The organism is Agromyces sp. Marseille-P2726, from assembly GCF_902809835.1.
Classification (GTDB): Bacteria; Actinomycetota; Actinomycetes; order Actinomycetales; family Microbacteriaceae; genus Agromyces.
Genome location: NZ_CADDWM010000007.1, coordinates 31,827 through 47,873, shown reverse-complemented (window position 1 = coordinate 47,873; position 16,047 = coordinate 31,827). Strand labels below are relative to the sequence as shown.

General features: G+C 63.6%; 15 protein-coding genes. 6 read left to right on the top strand and 9 right to left on the bottom strand.

Going from position 1 to position 16,047, the window contains the following annotated elements; translation table 11 throughout:
• Positions 1-58: 58 nt before the first annotated feature.
• From HUS56_RS01885 to HUS56_RS01875, 3 genes are all read right to left on the bottom strand, one after another.
• Positions 59-1,030 carry a hypothetical protein gene (locus HUS56_RS01885; protein WP_173921721.1) on the bottom strand — a complete coding sequence of 324 codons (972 nt, stop codon included), beginning with the start codon at positions 1,028-1,030 and terminating at the stop codon, positions 59-61.
• 6 nt (positions 1,031-1,036) lie between these two features.
• On the bottom strand, positions 1,037-1,387 hold the full coding sequence (locus HUS56_RS01880) for a hypothetical protein (RefSeq protein ID WP_254431238.1): 351 nt from the start codon (positions 1,385-1,387) through the stop codon (positions 1,037-1,039).
• Positions 1,388-1,714: 327 nt separating this feature from the next.
• Positions 1,715-3,160 (bottom strand): hypothetical protein, encoded by a 1,446-nt coding sequence (locus HUS56_RS01875; RefSeq protein ID WP_173921720.1) that lies wholly within the window; start codon positions 3,158-3,160, stop codon positions 1,715-1,717.
• 239 nt (positions 3,161-3,399) lie between these two features.
• Here HUS56_RS01875 and HUS56_RS01870 point away from each other — a divergent pair, with 239 nt between their 5' ends.
• Entirely contained in the window at positions 3,400-4,980 is a 1,581-nt protein-coding gene (locus tag HUS56_RS01870) for a hypothetical protein (protein WP_254431237.1), read from the top strand.
• Between the two features lie 76 nt (positions 4,981-5,056).
• Here the strand turns inward: HUS56_RS01870 and HUS56_RS01865 are convergent, their stop codons facing one another.
• Positions 5,057-5,659 carry a hypothetical protein gene (locus tag HUS56_RS01865; RefSeq protein WP_173921719.1) on the bottom strand — a complete coding sequence of 201 codons (603 nt, stop codon included), beginning with the start codon at positions 5,657-5,659 and terminating at the stop codon, positions 5,057-5,059.
• Between the two features lie 208 nt (positions 5,660-5,867).
• On the opposite strand from HUS56_RS01865, the gene HUS56_RS01860 reads away from it, so the two are divergent.
• Positions 5,868-6,323, top strand: a complete 456-nt coding sequence (locus HUS56_RS01860) for a DUF488 family protein (RefSeq protein WP_173921718.1) — start codon at positions 5,868-5,870, stop codon at positions 6,321-6,323.
• 4 nt (positions 6,324-6,327) lie between these two features.
• On the opposite strand, the gene HUS56_RS01855 is transcribed toward HUS56_RS01860, so the two are convergent.
• Positions 6,328-7,158: a hypothetical protein gene (locus HUS56_RS01855; RefSeq protein ID WP_173921717.1), complete on the bottom strand. Its 831-nt coding sequence runs from the start codon at positions 7,156-7,158 to the stop codon at positions 6,328-6,330.
• A 241-nt stretch (positions 7,159-7,399) separates the two neighbouring features.
• Here HUS56_RS01855 and HUS56_RS01850 point away from each other — a divergent pair, with 241 nt between their 5' ends.
• The gene (locus HUS56_RS01850) at positions 7,400-8,095 is read left to right on the top strand and encodes a hypothetical protein (protein ID WP_173921716.1); all 696 of its coding nucleotides are present in this window, start codon (positions 7,400-7,402) and stop codon (positions 8,093-8,095) included.
• A gap of 15 nt (positions 8,096-8,110) precedes the next feature.
• Here HUS56_RS01850 and HUS56_RS01845 read toward each other — a convergent pair whose 3' ends face one another.
• Together HUS56_RS01845 and HUS56_RS01840 are read right to left on the bottom strand one after the other, a co-directional pair.
• Positions 8,111-8,578: a DUF1643 domain-containing protein gene (locus tag HUS56_RS01845; protein ID WP_173921715.1), complete on the bottom strand. Its 468-nt coding sequence runs from the start codon at positions 8,576-8,578 to the stop codon at positions 8,111-8,113.
• Between the two features lie 1,303 nt (positions 8,579-9,881).
• A complete protein-coding gene (locus tag HUS56_RS01840; protein ID WP_173921714.1) occupies positions 9,882-10,685 on the bottom strand; it encodes a hypothetical protein in 804 nt (267 codons plus the stop codon).
• 362 nt (positions 10,686-11,047) lie between these two features.
• Between HUS56_RS01840 and HUS56_RS01835 the strand changes: the two genes are divergently transcribed.
• The 3 genes from HUS56_RS01835 to HUS56_RS01825 all read left to right on the top strand — a co-directional run bounded on the left by HUS56_RS01835 (position 11,048) and on the right by HUS56_RS01825 (position 14,524).
• The gene (locus tag HUS56_RS01835) at positions 11,048-12,343 is read left to right on the top strand and encodes a hypothetical protein (RefSeq protein ID WP_173921713.1); all 1,296 of its coding nucleotides are present in this window, start codon (positions 11,048-11,050) and stop codon (positions 12,341-12,343) included.
• 392 nt (positions 12,344-12,735) lie between these two features.
• Positions 12,736-13,023: a hypothetical protein gene (locus HUS56_RS01830; protein WP_173921712.1), complete on the top strand. Its 288-nt coding sequence runs from the start codon at positions 12,736-12,738 to the stop codon at positions 13,021-13,023.
• A gap of 763 nt (positions 13,024-13,786) precedes the next feature.
• Complete coding sequence (locus tag HUS56_RS01825) at positions 13,787-14,524, top strand: hypothetical protein (RefSeq protein WP_173921711.1); 738 nt, start codon at positions 13,787-13,789, stop codon at positions 14,522-14,524.
• Positions 14,525-14,595: 71 nt separating this feature from the next.
• Here the strand turns inward: HUS56_RS01825 and HUS56_RS01820 are convergent, their stop codons facing one another.
• Together HUS56_RS01820 and HUS56_RS01815 are read right to left on the bottom strand one after the other, a co-directional pair.
• Positions 14,596-15,330: a hypothetical protein gene (locus HUS56_RS01820; RefSeq protein ID WP_173921710.1), complete on the bottom strand. Its 735-nt coding sequence runs from the start codon at positions 15,328-15,330 to the stop codon at positions 14,596-14,598.
• Positions 15,330-15,920 carry an RNA polymerase sigma factor gene (locus HUS56_RS01815; protein ID WP_173921709.1) on the bottom strand — a complete coding sequence of 197 codons (591 nt, stop codon included), beginning with the start codon at positions 15,918-15,920 and terminating at the stop codon, positions 15,330-15,332. Before HUS56_RS01815 ends, HUS56_RS01820 begins: the two co-directional genes overlap by 1 nt.
• Positions 15,921-16,047: the final 127 nt, after the last annotated feature.

Below are 16,047 nucleotides of genomic sequence, written 5' to 3'. Positions count from 1 at the left end.
CATTCGCAGAAGCCTGTCCGATGAAGTGCCCGGACATGGTCCACGATCGCGACGTTGCTCAGATGGGACGAGCGCGGAGCATCCCACTGAGCAGGCCGGCGAAACGATCTCGAAGTTCGGGCAGGGCATCCTCGGCGTCCTTGCCGAGGAGATCGTCCAGCTTCCAGACCGAGAAATACGGCTGTCGAGGAAGCAGGATTCCGACGCGGCGGATGCCGAGCGAGTCTTCGACGTCGAGGAGCGCGTAGCCAAGAAGCTGGAACAGGCTCTGACGGAGCCACGGGTTTGTGATCTCCTCCCGAGTCTTGACGTCCACGAGCAGGTCATTGAGTACCAAGTCACCATCTGCTCCCCCCACAGCCACGCTTCCGAGGAACGTCGGGTTGGGAACGTAGGCGATGCCCTTGGCGGCCGCTTGGTTCCACTCGTCAAGCACAGGCACGAGCGGCTTGTGCATGTCGGCGATATCGAAGATCAACGGGGCGTCGATGCTCATCAACAGGCCGGACGAGTCCTTCGCCCGCTTGATGTGCCGGCCGAGGTCATTCGTAAGCGCTGCGATCGGCCCCGCCCGATAGATCGACTCGCACCATGCCAGTAGCACCGACGCGCGAGCGAGGCTCAACGGATGTGGATCGTTCTTCACCGTGAGGTAGGTGAGTCCGTAGGCCGTGTGGAGCAACTTGTAGATGTGCTTGCCTCTGTGCACGACATCGGGGTTGGCCGCGAGTCTATCCAGCCCCTTCCTCGCTGTGGTCTCCTCTAGGTTGAAGCCCGGCAGATCCATGCGGATGCGGTAGTCGAGCGCCATGCCCGCCACGATCGCGTGGCTCTTGCGCTCCGCGGGCTTCACCTGGGCCGGGATGGGGATTTTGGTCTCAAGCGCTGTGAGCTCATCAAAGCCGAGTCGCGATGCCGCCGCCTTGCCGTCGGCGCCTCGGGTGCCAGCGAGGGCAAGCTCCGGCGCACTCTCGTGGATAAACTGCCTGACCGGCGATTCGGCGTCCTTCAGGTGACTCGTCAGCGACATGAGGCCTCAATTGCGGCGGAGCCAGTTCAGAATTCCCCGCGCATCGTTGACCACGCTGGTCGACGATCCGGTCTGGCCGTCGTCATCGCGATACTCGTAGTCGAATCTGATGCCGACATCATCGGTGAACGTCTCCGTGAAGGTTTCCTCCCTCGTGGATTTTCCGTCGGAGCTCCAGCCGTCGTGGCTATGAGTCCGGGTCACGCTGTGACCCTTGTAATTCTCGTCGTACTCGTCGACGAACTGGGCACACTTCACCGCCTCGTCGTCGGTCAGGCGTGCATGCGAGACGTCCAGGTGCTCACCGACGTGTTCGCGGAGTCTCTTCTTCTCTTTCCGGTCCACCGCGCTCCCCATTCGCGTTCGTTGTGGCGCAAAGCTATCGCGCGGGTCTGTCCCGCAAACGCTCGCACCGTCCGTGCCGCGGAACTCGGTCGCCCTGTCCGCTCGCCTCGTCATCCGAGAGATCCTGCACCGACATAACAGTGGCGCCCCGATCGCGACGACGGGTACGAGCTTGTTCCCCTCAGGCGGGAACTCGCATCCCACCGGCTCCATGCCGCCGAAGTACCACCGTATGTCACACGACGACGGCGATTCGTCGACGACTGGATCACATTCGTGATCCGCGCCAAAACGATCGTTATTGGCTTAGGCGCACCAGCCGGCAGATGGCTCGTCCGCCTACGGATGGACCGTGATCACCTTCGGCTCCACTGGGGCTTCGCGGCTGCCCTTCGTATACGAGGCGATCCAGATCGGTCTGGTGCGCACATTGCCGTCTTCATCGAGTCCCAGCGATGGGTACGGCTGCCGTCGCCAGTGCCCGCGCACCGACCAAGCCGCGCGATCCGATCGCTCGCCGGCGCCCTCTCTTCGGTACACGGTCGCGTGATCGGTCCCTGCCTTCACGCGGACGACAGTGAGATCGCCCGAGCGCTCCGGGATCCCGTTGATGACAGCGCCGCCTAAGCCGATGCGTTCAGATTCCGCGACGCCGCCCTGAGCCATCAGCGCCCAGACGGCCGCGAGCAGCTTCTGCTCCGGTCGGGTGTCGTCCCACACCGGCACGAATGGCACACGTCCGGCGAGCTGAGCGCCGACCTGCCTGACCCTCATGCCGGCGCCGACTCCGGCGGTGTACGTGCGCATGCGCCACAGTGTCGCACCCTGCCGGAACCAGACGGCTCGAACATGGCGGTCGCTGTGGTCCGGGCGCTGCATGATGATCGGTCGCGAGAAGACCCAGAGCGCATTGATGTGGACGGGCAAGGGCTCGAGCAGCTCGGCGTCCACGAGGCTGTCGACGGCGAGGTGCAGGAACTCCTCGTCGAGCAGGAAGGACTCCTCTGGACGGTCTTCGCCCGTGGCGATCGCCGCAGTCAGACGTGGCACCTGGTCCGGTGTGAAGAGCTGGGCCTGTGGGGCGAGGCGTGGAGGTTCACCGGTCGACGGATCTGGGACCCGTACGAGCGTCTCCATATCGAGGCGAGAGCCGCTGTGCTTCTGAACCGTCTTCAGTGACCTGCCGTACCAGACGTGCTGGTGGACGAGATCGAACGCGATGTACAGATTGGGTGGCGTCCGGTCCCGGCGGAGGTAGTCGCGGTCGGCGTCGCGCATGGGTGCGAGCACGTCTGCGACGTCGGCGTCATCGATTGCGGCCGAGGTCAGTGGGTCGCCGTCGAGAGTGCAGATTCCGTACGGGGTCGTCGCTTCGCGGTCGTGGAAGAAGACGATGACACTGACATCTGCAGCGGGCCTTACCGACGCCCGTAGTCGCGCCGCCATCGTGGAGATGAGCTCCCTGATTGCGCGGTTGTGCTTTCCGCGAAGAGGGTTTTGGGCGAGCGCCGACTTTGGGCGCGATGGTTTCCTATCGCCCGGCTCGCGTGGGCGTGACGACTTCCCAGCGCCTTGTTCGCGTGGGCGTGACGGCTTCGCTCCGCCTGGTTGGCGCGGGAGTGCACGCCTGCTTTCCAGCAGCGCGCGAACCTGCTGCGTGACTTCACCGCTGAGCTGGGTCTCCTCTCTCGGCGCAACCACACCAATGCTGCGCAGCGCTTCGAGGACGGTACGAGTGTCGACTCTGAACTCATTCGCAATCTCGAAGACCCGACGCTGCTCCATGAAGCCATGATGGCGTGCTCCGCCGACGGCGCGCGGCCGGGGCGCCACAGCTTGCCGAGACGGTGCGCCGAGCGACACGGGCGATAACAGAATGCCGCCGCCATCCACCGAGCAACAGTCACACACCATATGGTCTCGGGGGGCTCGCGCCCAGGTCGCACGTTGTCACTAGAGTCGTCAACGGTGTCCATGGCGCGGGCCAAGGCGACTGCAGGCGCCTCGGCGCGAAGGGGGTTGCGGTGACTGTTCTCTATCGGGCGGTTTGGTCTGACAAGCCAGCGTCAGGGCTCGGCCAGGTTCTCGACGACCTGAAGCGGCGCGTCGCCGGCTGGACTCAAGAGACCTCCGAACCGGCGGCCCTGGTCGAGGGGCCGAGCGAACTGGTCGTGTCGCAGGAGCGCCAGCGCCGCGTCGAGTATCGACCGGTCGGCGCCGCGGCCTTCGAGGTCATCGTGACGGACCAGATTCCCGGCGAGCCGACCGAGTGGACGGTCGTGATCCGGGTGGTCGTGGACGAGGCCCGCGTGCACATCCTCGTCGAGAACCGCATGGAGTCGGACAACCTGACTCAGAGGGTGATCGTCGGCCGGCCTCTGGTGGTTCACCAGCTTCTAGAGGCGTCCGAGAAGCCGAGCCTGGGCGGCAGCACTGTGCTCACCCAGACGCTGTCGATCCCGGCGAACGGTATCGACATCCTCGTCGGCCTCCTAGCGGACCCGGATCGCTCGCTACCCGTGATCGTCTGCACCGAGCCGGGCGGAGACCACATCGGCGAATGGCGAAGGGTGGCCGAAACGATCGCGCGGCGCGCGGAGGGCGTGGCCGTGGTGTTCACGCTCGACAACGCAGCCGTCACGGCATTCCGGAGCAGGCTCGGCGCGCTCGCGATCTGGGGCGGAGGCGTCCGCGTCTACATTCCTGGACCTGTCACCGCCGAGTCCGAGGGATGGCGTCACCGTTACTATCTCGGATCGCTGTTCGAGGAAGCGAGACAGCGGACGATCAACCGCATCGTGTACTCAGTCTCCCAACTCTCCGCTCGGCGTCGTGTTCCCGAGGTGTTCCGTGTGTTCGGTGAGCAGAACGGCCTCCCCGCCGATGCCCTCGATGGCATGATTCCGGCCGCGGAGCTGGTGGCGGCGCGGGATGAGTGGGATTTCGAACGCGAGCTCGCTCGCGACGAGCACAGCGCACTAGAGAAGGAGCTCGCCGCCGCGAACGGCCACCTGGCGCGCCTCAAGGAAGAGCTGATCTCCCGTGGCCTCGCCGATGTGCTCTGGGGGACCCAGCATGAAGATGCTACATCGATTCCCGACGAGGTGCAGGACACCTCTGAGGCCGTGCTCGCCGCGCAGACGTACCTTCCGCGTTGGCTTGCCCTGCCTGACACCGCTGTTCGGGAACTTGACGACATCGACACTGCCCCGAACGCCTACGCCTGGGGCAACACCACGTGGCGTGGATTGCGTGCGCTTGCTGCGTATGCCGAAGACCGAGCTGGCGGATGGGACGCCGGCGGATTCTGGGAGTGGTGTGCCTCGGGGCCCGTGCTGGGATGGCCGGCTACGAGCAAGAAGCTCTCGATGACCGAGAGTGAGTATGTCCAGAACAGCCTCGGCCGGTCTCGGGTTTTCAAGGTCGACCGCCGAGTGAACGAGCTAGGGGAAGTCAAGATGCTCGCGCACCTCAAGATCTCCGAAGGTGGAGGCCCCCTCGCTCCTCGCGTCTACTTCTACGACGACACAAATGGGCCCACCAAGATCGTTCATGTCGGCCTCGTGGGCCCCCACTACCTTGTGCCGAATAAGTCAACAAACTAGACGCAGGCACGAGTACGCCAAGCCTGGGGTTAGTCGTAACCGCTGAGCTCGTCCCCTGGTGCTGCGCCTCCGTCCGTTAGCGACCTGACCGCGCAAACTCGAACCAGTCGCGCGCGTGGTCATCGAGCTCCTGCGCGAGTTCATCAAGCAAACTACGAACGAGGCCCTCCAGTTCGTCATGGGTCATCACCCCGAACAGCTTCCCGTCGCCGGTCACGCCAATTGCGAGTGACTGATTGGGCAACGCGCCGATTCCACGAGTACGGGCGACAGCGGTCCTCGCCGTCGCAGTCCATGACTCCTCATCGAGGTCCGCTTCATCGAGATGCTCGATGGCGTTCCGAAGTCGCTTCAGATTCTCGAGCGACTCGGGTACCCGGCGTCGGCGTGCGATGTAGAGTTTGCGCACCCATGCCTCTAGGTTGGCGGCGCTGAGGATCAGAAGACAATCGGTTGTCCAGACTTTTCGAAGCGACTCCTCGACCGCCTCCCAGGTGATGCCATCACCGTCCACTCGCTCGTGCATCGAATCCAGATTGTGGTGGCGCCGTCGCCTTTCCTTCGAACTGTTGAGCAGTTCGAACGTCGCATCCGCCCAGCTTCGTGCAAGCATCAGCGGAATGTCGTCTCCACTGGCATCGAACGTTTGGAGCGGCTGCGGCCGGGTCATGCTCGTCATCGTAGCGAGGCTCGCTCGGGCGGAGCAGTGGATACGGAAGGGCCAGGTGAGCCTCATCCCCCGCCGTCTTGTGGCCCGCGCGTGATCGACTGCGTGAACGAATCCGGGCGGGGCGCTCGCGGCCGGCAACTCGCCGCGCTACTCCGCCCGTGTCAATGGCGGCCGCGGCATCCAGAGGGCCCATATCGCGCCGGGTACGCTGGGCAACATGTGGACTGAGACTGGGGGCCTCACCGGCGTCGGCTATGAGGGGAAAACCATCGAGCTGCTGGTTGCAGACCTGGCCGCCCTCGGGGTGACCGTCCTGGTGGATGTCCGGCTCAACGCCATCTCGCGCAAGAAGGGCTTCTCCAAGCGCGCGCTTGCCGATGCCGTCGAGGCCGCCGGCATCTCCTACCAACATCGACCCGAGCTCGGAAACGCCCGTGACAACCGCGCCGGCTTCTCGGAGGAGTGGCGCACGGACCTCGGCCGCGCTGCGCGTGCCAAGTATGCCGATGGCCTGACCATGCCCGACGCGGCCGCGGCCATCGATGAGCTCGCGGATCTGGCGAGCACCGTAAAGGTCGCGTTGCTTTGCTTCGAAGCGTCAGAGCTCCACTGTCATCGCCGCGAGGCTCTTACTGCGATCCGCAACCGCATGAACGAGTTCGTCAGCGCGTAGCAGTTCAGAACAGGGGCACCTTCGAGGCCACCGCCAACGGCGGGTAGTAGATGCCGAGCACGCTGAACTTCGACCGCTTGAACGGGGCCTCGAAGTTCCCCATAAAGAACGATGTCTGTCGGCGGCCCTCGAACATCTGTCGGACAAACTTGTCCTCGACGATCTCCCGCAGGCGATCGATCGACTCACGGTGATACCGGTTCTGCAGCGCGGTCAGCTCCCAGTCCAGATTCGACCCCTGATGTGTCGGGCACTCGGGCTCCAGGCACTTGTACTGATACCGGAGCTTCAGTCGCGGCGCTCTGAGCTTCGTCGCCGGGGGAGCATTCGTTCCGAACAGATCTAGCTCCGAGCTCAGCATGGCCTTCGCGATCTTCGCTTCCTCCTCGGCGGTCCAGCCCGGGTGATTCTCTAGCGCGTACCCTTCTAGGCTCGCTACCCTCACCATCCCCAGCGAGGGGGCCGCATGATCACGCTCCGCCTCATTTGTCAGCCGACAGGTCGTCGTCGTCGGAAGCATGTTCATGTAAGGCGCCCGAGCATCCCAGCCATCCAGATGCTCCACCACTTGGATCGACTGCGTATCCGGGACGAAGCTTTCGGTGCGGCTATCCTGCGCTCGTCGATTCACGGTCACGTCGATGACGTCGAACTTGCTGAACTGGCTGCTAGAGCTCAACCAGCGGAACGGCACTGGGTACAAGCGAATCCACCGGTGCGGCGACTCATCGATCCGCAACCCGGCGACGCACACGGTGTCCCCGTACTTCGCTGACGGCTGGGGCGACGCCTTCACCGTCACCAGTACCCGAGCACGCTCCCCAGCAATCCCCATGTCGTGACCCTACCCAGCGGGTCGGCGGCCGCGAGCGTGCGATCCCGGGGATTTCGCACACCCGGCATCCCTGGGCACCAATACGGTGCGGCGACGCGCATGCCAAGCGCGTCGCGCCGCACTTGCGCGGGCTCGCAGCAGCGCGACAGCAGCCGGTCGCCAACCGCGCGCGAGCCGGGTAGCTACCAAGAGCGGCCGATCGGTCCGAAGACTTGCGACTCCCGATCAAGTACGGTGAAGCATGGACTTGGCGGCCGTGGCGTTCAATCCGCAGGTGGCCGGCGCGATTCTGGGCGCGATCCTGACCCTCGCCGGCGTAGTTACCGTCGAACTCTTGCGCTCTCGGCGTGAGCGAACAGCCCGAGAGGAGGCTCGTGCTCATCGCGAGGAGGACCGCGAGAGAGAGCTCTGGGAAATGTCACGGCCCGCAGCCGAGGCGGTGCGGGAGCGCTTGATCAGAGTCGTTCGAAGCGCCTCACCTCCGAACCCTTACCAGCCGCCAGATCGGGATCGGCCGGACTTTGAAGATTGGTTTCCCGAGTCATGGGAGGACGAGGATCCTCTCCTTGAACGCGAGATCGCGCTGATTCCTTCTGTCGAGGTCCGGAGCGACCTCACGACCGTGCGTGAGGGAATCGGGATGGCCTTCGCCCTACAGCAGGTGGGATATGCACGTAGCCAGAGCGAGGCTGTTCGGCGCGCTGGACGGGCCGGTCTCGAAGTGGTGTCGGCATGGCTCCGAGGCGAGCGGGTGTTGGCACAAGACGTCGCACATGAACTCGGTGTTCTTCGCCAGCAACAGAACGAGGTTCACGAGTGGTGGGCAGAGGAGGATGAGCTTCGCGCCGCGTACGAGGCGGAGCAGCTCGCCCGGTCTGAGGCCGAACCGCGTTCGCCAAAGCGAGAATCCAGGCCTCCCAACAAGTCGAATGACTAAGGCGAGGCGCCTACCTCACCCGGCGGGCGGCCAGTCAATGAGCGGCGCATCACGATGCACGTAGAGCGGATGCTTCGGGTGCCCATCCTTCGTGACGCCCAATGCGTTGAGCGGCGGCAGCAGCGCGACCGCCTGCGCGACACGGGCCGGATCGGCGTTCGTGCCCCACCCCGCTACGACGATGCCAGTAACGTTGCCGAGCACGCGATCGTTCTCCGGTCCCACAGGATCAGTTGCGGCCATCATCACCTTCGGGGACTTGGTACGGAACGCATACAGGTTGGCGATCACCATGCCGCCGTACCCCTCGCGCTCCGCGAACCCGACGCACCGCCGCAGCGTCGGATCGAGTTGCTCCGCGTCGGCGGTGCTCGGGTTCAGCAGCACGAACGTGATCGTTGGCAGCGCTGCGTCCCAGACGCGGGTCAGCGTGTAGCGGTAATCGCCACGAATGTCCGCGGTGGCGGAAATGAAATCAGTCATCAAGCAGGCCGCCCTTCTCCGGCCAGATCATATTGTGCTGCGGCGACATCGGGTCGGAGCTGAGCCACGAACAGGACTCGGTGGTTCGACGAGGCGCTTGCAGATGAGCTCGAGACACCCCGCGGCGGATGGCTTCGAGGTCTTCGTGCTGGGCTGCGATGTGGGCACTAATCAGCGAAGGGGTGCGACGATCGGTCGACGCAGGTCGGTGGCGATCCCGCCACCCGACGGCCAACGCGGGATCGGCCAATGCGACAGCGGGCGAGTGGCATTGTCCGCGGATAGGGTCTCATCGTGGCTCGAAGGCGTGAACTTGCGGACGTCGCCGATGGCATCACGGGGCACGTCATCTTCGATTCGCCCGCAAACCCGGACTGGCCGCTCGCGCACATCGCCCAGGCGGTTCGCTCAGGCGAGGGAACGGTGTACGCGTTCGACATGATCGCTGGGACGGCCATACCCGCGTCCGGCGACGTTCGCGCGGTCGCAGAGGTGCTCCAGCGAGATCTCGTGCGCCATCTCGATGCCCGACACATACCGGTCGGTTGGGTGCGAGAAGCATCGCTCACGGTCGACGTCGGCAGCTCGACGCCGCACACGGTTGCTCTCGTGCGATGCCAGGCCCGCATCGTCGACGATCGGGGGACGGTGCATACCTCCACACGACGCGGTCAGACGACGATCCCGGCGCGCTCGATCCCGGTGGCTCTCCGCCGACGGTTTGGCGCCTGAAGCGATCCCTCAGCGTCAGCTGGGCTCACCGACGTCTGGTCATCCGTTTGTGGCTTCGTCAGCAGCGCCATTCGCTCCGAACAGATAGAGCCCCGCGGCGACAGCGCCGCCGATGCCGCAGGCGACGTTCAGAGGGTCCCATGCCTCAATGCCAGCACCGACCGCCAAGCCAAACGCCCCGATGGTAGCTGTGACCGCAGCAAGCAGGCCGGCGCGACCGATCCACGGCAGTGCCGCCTTGTGCGCTCGTGCCCACACCTCATCGGACTCGCGAGCGTAGCCGGGGAGCCCTATGTATGGGTTTCGAGGGAAGCGTCCAGCGCGAATCAGAACGTACTGAATCGCACATACGAGCGCACCTAGAGCGAACCCCAGACAGAGCACGAGCAGCATGCGAGACACCGCATCATCCTAGGTCGGCTGCCGGGGGCCCGTCTCTCATCGTGGCGGTGGCGTACACGCCCAGCGAAGCCGCCGCCCGTTAGCCCGTCGTTGATCGTGCGCCCAAAGGCGAGGGGTGCCGCTCGGTCTCGGTGAACGGTGCGGCCCAACCGGAGCATGCGCTCCTTAGTCACGCGACTAGCTGGACAATCGGCTCAACCGCAGCCCGGATACCTGAGATCAGAGGCGCAATCTCGTTGACCTTCAAATCCTTGCCGGCGGACTTCGCGCCGACGTGGATCGCGAACGCCGGCGCATGCCCCATGCGAAGGCCGATCTCCTGCTCGGGATCGTCGTCGAACGGACTTAGAACCGACGGCCGCTGCACGAGCAGTCCGTCCACGACTGGATCTGGATCCGCGGCTGAAAGCATTACGTCCATCCCTTGTGGTTCGTACACCATCTGACCGTCGACGCGGCGCCCCGCTTGTGCGCTCAACATCAGGCCGGTGGCCGTGAAGACCGTTGGCAGGAGCATGTGGTGCTTATCCGCGATATCGAGTTGGTTCAGCAGAACGAATCTCTCGTCCCCGCCGAGATAGGGCCGCAATTCCTTGACCATCTGCCGCGCGGGAAGGCTGGCTCCTTTCAATTGCTTTCTCGCCAGATCAGCGAACCCAGCGGAGGTCTCCTGAATTGGGAACTGGGTGGATCGTGACGGGTTTCCGCCGCCGACCTCCACAAGACGCCACGCCAGGTGGTCGAGGGCGGTTCGCGCCGCGTGCACCGCGTCCCCGACGAGGATGCCCAAGGACATCTCGTCCAGCGGAAGGCGCACCTTGACTTCCGCCATGCCCAATGGGTTGTCGTCGACTGGGATGAGTTCGATCGGCTCGCTGGCGAAATAGTCAGCGGCGAACTGATCCACGCGGCCGGCTACCTCCAGCGCATGTTCGAACTTCCTGTCGATGCCCTTTCGGCCGAGGTGACTCACCGCACGATGCTAACGCTCGGGACGGGCTTCGCCCCTCGAAACTGGTCCTTCGGACAAGCCTGGACTGCTCCATTCGACGCATTAGGCCGCGGCAACAGCCCCCAACTTCGGTCGTTCGCAATCAACAGTGGCTTCTGGCCCGTGACTAGGGTCGTTCGATTGCCGGTCTGCCTGCGACGCACAGACGATCCGTACGGGCATCGCCCGGCGAGGGCAACCACGAGTAAGCCTCCGAGCGCGTTCGAAGCCATCCCTTCTGCGCACTGCGTGTAGAGGGAAGGTCGAGTGCGGACCCGTCCACTTTGTAATCGCCATCCGTGTGGGAGCGTTGCGCGAGGACCACCGCCGCTACGGTGTGGTTCATGGATCTGCTTGCCGTTTATGAGGCATCGCTTGGATTTCGCCCGGCTCAACTCGATATGACCAAGCAAACGATCTCATCAGCGCAACTCGAGGCGTTTCTGGACGAATGGCAACTCGCGTTGGACGCGCCAACGACCCCCGCGCGGCGGAGCAGACACGGGCGTGTTTACCCACTGCTCAGTCATCATCGGTTCAACAAGCTGTCGCTTTTTGGCACTGGCTCACGCGAGACGATAGGGGGGCGTGCGCTCGGAATGCTGCTGGCACACGACGGGCTCGTGTGTTCCGACCCTGTGCGTGAGATCGAGGAGATCAGGACCCGCAGCGGTGTCCAGGCCGCCGCGGCGGCCCTCACTGAACTGACCGGCTTACTGGCAGAGGTCGAGTCCCTGATGGCGGCTGGCACACTTCAGTTCCGGTCTGTCCGACCAGCTCTTGCTGACAGATCCAGGCAGGGCGTCCTGCGGGCTTTTGGTGTCGATCCGGATATGCGTGTTTTTACCAACTTCGCGGAAGCCGCAGACACCGCGGCAATGCTCGGCGGGTCAGCGGCCCGTTCATACATCGACCAAGGATCGGAGCTTTTGTTTGCGTTTGGTCTACTCGTCCCCGAGATGGAGCCGTCGTGGTCGCTGAACCGCAAGGTCGAGGAGACACGGAAGCGCGTCGAGCAGCTGGGGCAAGCACTTCTTCACCTCAGCTGGCAGCTCTCTGTTACAGCGGGTGATCCCGCTATCGACGTCGCACTTGCGAGCGCAACAGAGATCTCGCTGCTCGACTACCTTCTTGAAACGTCGGCACTCGTGCGCCCTCATCAAAGTAGTGGGGTCCATCTGAGCCGCCACCTAGTGCGAACGTCGGCCGGTGAGATTCCGAACATGGACCGCCTTGATCTATCGAGTGACGACGCCTTGGCGATTCGGCGCCACGATACCTTCGCTGGGTTTCGTGCTGACCTTCACTCTGCGCTCGACGAACTCGAGAACGAACTGGAGGACGGAGATGCTGATAGCGCAGGACTACTCTTTCGCGAGCGAATGGTCGAGTCGTCTATTCGGCTCCGAGCGAGCGTTGCGAAGGCCTCGTTTTCAGATCGCTTAAAAGCAGGAGGCGTCCCTGTAGCAATCGAGGCGGCGGTGGCCGCGTCGAGCACACCCGACGATGCTCTGAGGGCCGGTGCGATCGCAGGTGCGGGCGCTGCGGCAGCCGTCCTTTGGGCTTGGCTGTATGGCCGACGTACACCCGACAGTGTCGGGGTGGCGATTCGATACACCTCCGCACTCGGGGCCGACTGAGGCAGCGCGGACAACGGCGGGGCGCGACGGCCGGCGCAAGCCACCTGGAGCGTGCTCAATTCCGGTCCGCGGGCGACGCACGGACGATCCCTCAGCGCAACGGTGCGGGATTCGTTCAGCGCCGGTCGCTCTGGCTTGCCTTCTCGCGAAACGCATCGAGGGCCGCGAACACCACCTCGTACTCAACTTGCGGCCAGCGCAGAACGCGATGCACGTCTTCGGCCTCCGTTGCATCAAACGAGACCGAGCTGATCGGACAGCGCGACCGAATCCTGATCATGAGTGCTGATCTAGCACCGTTGCGCCTGCGCCGAGGGACACTCGCCGGATAAGCTATAAACACCCGTACAGGCAGGACGCAGGCCGGTCTGGCGAAGCGATTGGGGCTGTATATGGGGCTGTTCGACGTCTTCCGAGACAAGTCCTGGCAAGAGACGGACGCCTACCACGGGGATACTCCTCCATGCCCGCGCTGCGGGACGTTGTTGACCAAGCGCTACGTCTACTCCGAGATGTACTGCGAAAGCTGCAGGCTCGGGCTTGACGATGAGGACGATGAGCTGAGTGGTGAGTCGTTGAGCGTGCACGAGGCAGCGGACATCTGGGCGTCCCACGGGAAAGATGAGGACTACACCTTCGGCTTCACCGAGGCTGAACTCGAAGCGGCTCTGCGGAGCTAATCCACCTTGATCAGGTATCAACGATGGGTGTGCAGTACGGCCCGCATCGCACGTCGGCATGCAGAAGCCTGTGGGTGGAGAGAACGTAGCGCAACGGGTCTGCGCGAGCCTGTCAGAGGTCGGCAAGCGCGCGGATGACGGTCCCTAACTGCATCGCGCCATCCTTTCGGGCACTCCTCGACGCGACGACGCGACCAGTTCGCGACGGAATGGGCGCCTACCGGCGTCGCCAATATGGTGAAGCGTGCGATGAAATGCCCGGCGGTCGATCGCCGGAGGTGACTCGATTCGTGCACATCTCAAGCAGGCTGGACAGGAGCTCGTAGTCACTTAATAGTCACAAAATCGAGATCACGTTGGTTCACTCGGGTTCACACTTCCCCGTGATTCCGGGGCTCGTGAGCCCGGGTGAAGTCGAGTGAATCACTACTGGATATCTTCTGCTTCCCAAGCAGACAGCGCGGGTTCGATTCCCGTCATCGGCTCTCTGCAAACTGGCTGATCAGGCGCCCTTTCGATGCTCCGGCAGCAGGCAGGCAATCCCACATTACGCACGGAAACAGTCCACGCGGATGCACCTCGATAGGTTCGCGTGGCTGATCAGGGATTTCGGCTACTGCGGGCCCGCGACTCTCGACTGCAGAACCGCTCTCGTAGTCACTTAATAGTCACAAATTCGAGCGGACCCTTCGCCTCAGCGACCGTGGCCGGCGGTCATGCGCCTCCGACTTATCGACTTGCCCGAGGTGGGACACTGATCGCCGTGACCGTCGAGTTCGAGTGTCGGACGCACGTGCCGGTCACCGTCGGTGATGAACGCTTCACGATCGTTGGTTCGTCCGGGCAACCTGAAGCGCAAACGCGTTATGACGACTATGCTCCCTGGACTGGCGGGCTGAGGCTGGTCGCCGACACCGGGCTCACAAGCACTATCCGTTGCACGAGCGGTTTCACTTGGCAGGTTTGGTCAAACCTCGAGCTTCGAGGCAGCACCGCCGAGCATTGCAATTACTTGGGTGGGGTATCCACCTTCTACAATTACGGCGAGTATGTTGGCACAAGGCTCGGTTCCGACCTAGCAATTGACACCATGCTCATCCGTAGCTCACCGCTGAGCCAGTTCAGCGCAAGCGTCTTCGTTGGCAATTACGCGACTTCCGATATCCGCTCCGTCACCGGCGCGGATGCAACCCCGACCATCGGAGAACCCGTCGCGCTGAGCGGTGGCGTTTCAGGATTGGATATCGGATGGGTGAACGCAGTTGGACAGGCGACGATCGGTGAAGGCGGCATCTTCCTTTACCCGTTCGTCCGGACGAACTACCAGGAATGCGCTGAGGGCGACTCCGGGGGGCCTTGGCTCACGACCACGGCCACCGGAGACGCGATTGCGCACGGCCAGCAGTATGGCCACATCCTTGTCAATGGTGTCAAGAACTGCTTCTATTTCCACGTTCAAGACATCAGCTTCGCGATGAGTGCAACCCTGGCCACGAGGTGACCCCAACTGACTGTTGGGTCGGCTTGCACCTCCGTCTCGCGCGCGGTCGAGAAACAATCAAGCCCGAGGGCTCACATGCTGTCCATGCCACTACGTGGTGTGGACCCGGTGAAGGCTGGTCCGATTGACCCGACGACACGAATCGACTCCTTACCTATCGTCACTGTGCGGGCTCCCATGTCGTCGGTTGTGTGGATGACGATCTGACCGGTGCGATGATCTATGCCGCCTCCGCTTATCTCGGACACCTGGAGTTGGCTGGCGAGCTCGCCTGCCCGCATGAGTAGCCCGCGCAGAACCTGTTCGCGTTCGGCACGCGCATATCCGGCAGCGACGGCGACAATGCCCAATTCCGCCGGCGCGCTGACGGCGTCGACGCGCGCAAGGAATGTCGCGACTCGTTCCGGCGCCGCAGCCTCGTTGTAGTACACAAGGAGCTCCGCCGTGTCATAGTTGACCTCCGTTGCCCCGAAGACATCGGGGAATTCACCGAATACACCGAGCTGCGATAGCGCCTGCTCGACCGACTGGATCTCGTCTGCCAACGGTAAGTCGAGAATCGAGTCGTGTTCCGCACGCTCGACGGGATCGACTGCGGCAGATCCCGGCTTGTCCGCCGGATCCGCTATCCCACCGATTGGAATGGGCACACCGGTCGCGACACTGGAACCGCCGAGTACTCCGACGACGACGGCCCCACCCGCGAACCAGGCTCTCCGCGCGTGGCGCGTGCGTTTGCGTCCCGCTTCGGCCACGAGAGCGGCCCGCAGCTCGTCTGCGAAACGCTCGTCCATCTGCATCGTCATCACCCCTCCAATTGCCGATCAAGCGCGTTCACCGGTGCTGCGAGCTTTTGCCGAAGTCCGGTTCGCAGACGGTATAGCCGCGTCTTTGCCGCCGACGGTGACATCCCGAGTGCCGCGGCAGCCTCGGCGATCGAGAACCCTTCCAAGATCGTCAGCGACACTAATCCGAGATCCCGTTCCGACACGTCCTTGAGGGCGTCCGCCAACTCAGGGGATACCGCGTCGAAGATTGCGAGCCGCTCGACCGCGGTGTCCTCTGCCGACAGGGCCGGCTCCGACCGGGGGAGCGAATCCAGGAGGGCATGATAGCGACGCCGTGCCCGACGAAGGTTTCGGCACACATTGCTCGTAGTCACAAGAAGCCAAGGCAAGACCGAACCGGCGACGAGCCGGACCTGTCCACGACAACGCCACAATTCCATGAATGCTGACGCAGACGCATCCTCAGCCTCGTGAACATCACCCAAGAGCCAGAAACTGTGTCGGAACACTCGATCACGATGAAGATCGAACAGCGCACCGAAAGCGATACCCTCACCCGCGACACTGCGTCTCCACAACGCGGCTTCGTCCGATCCGACGGTGCTCACATTCTGTATTGTCCGGCAATGCCTGAGAGGTCACAAATAGTCACGGCGGGATTTGCCGCCCCAACTTCGATGGCTCGCTGCTTCTCACCGAGTCCGAGGAGGCTCTCGGAGAGGCCGTTACGGTGGT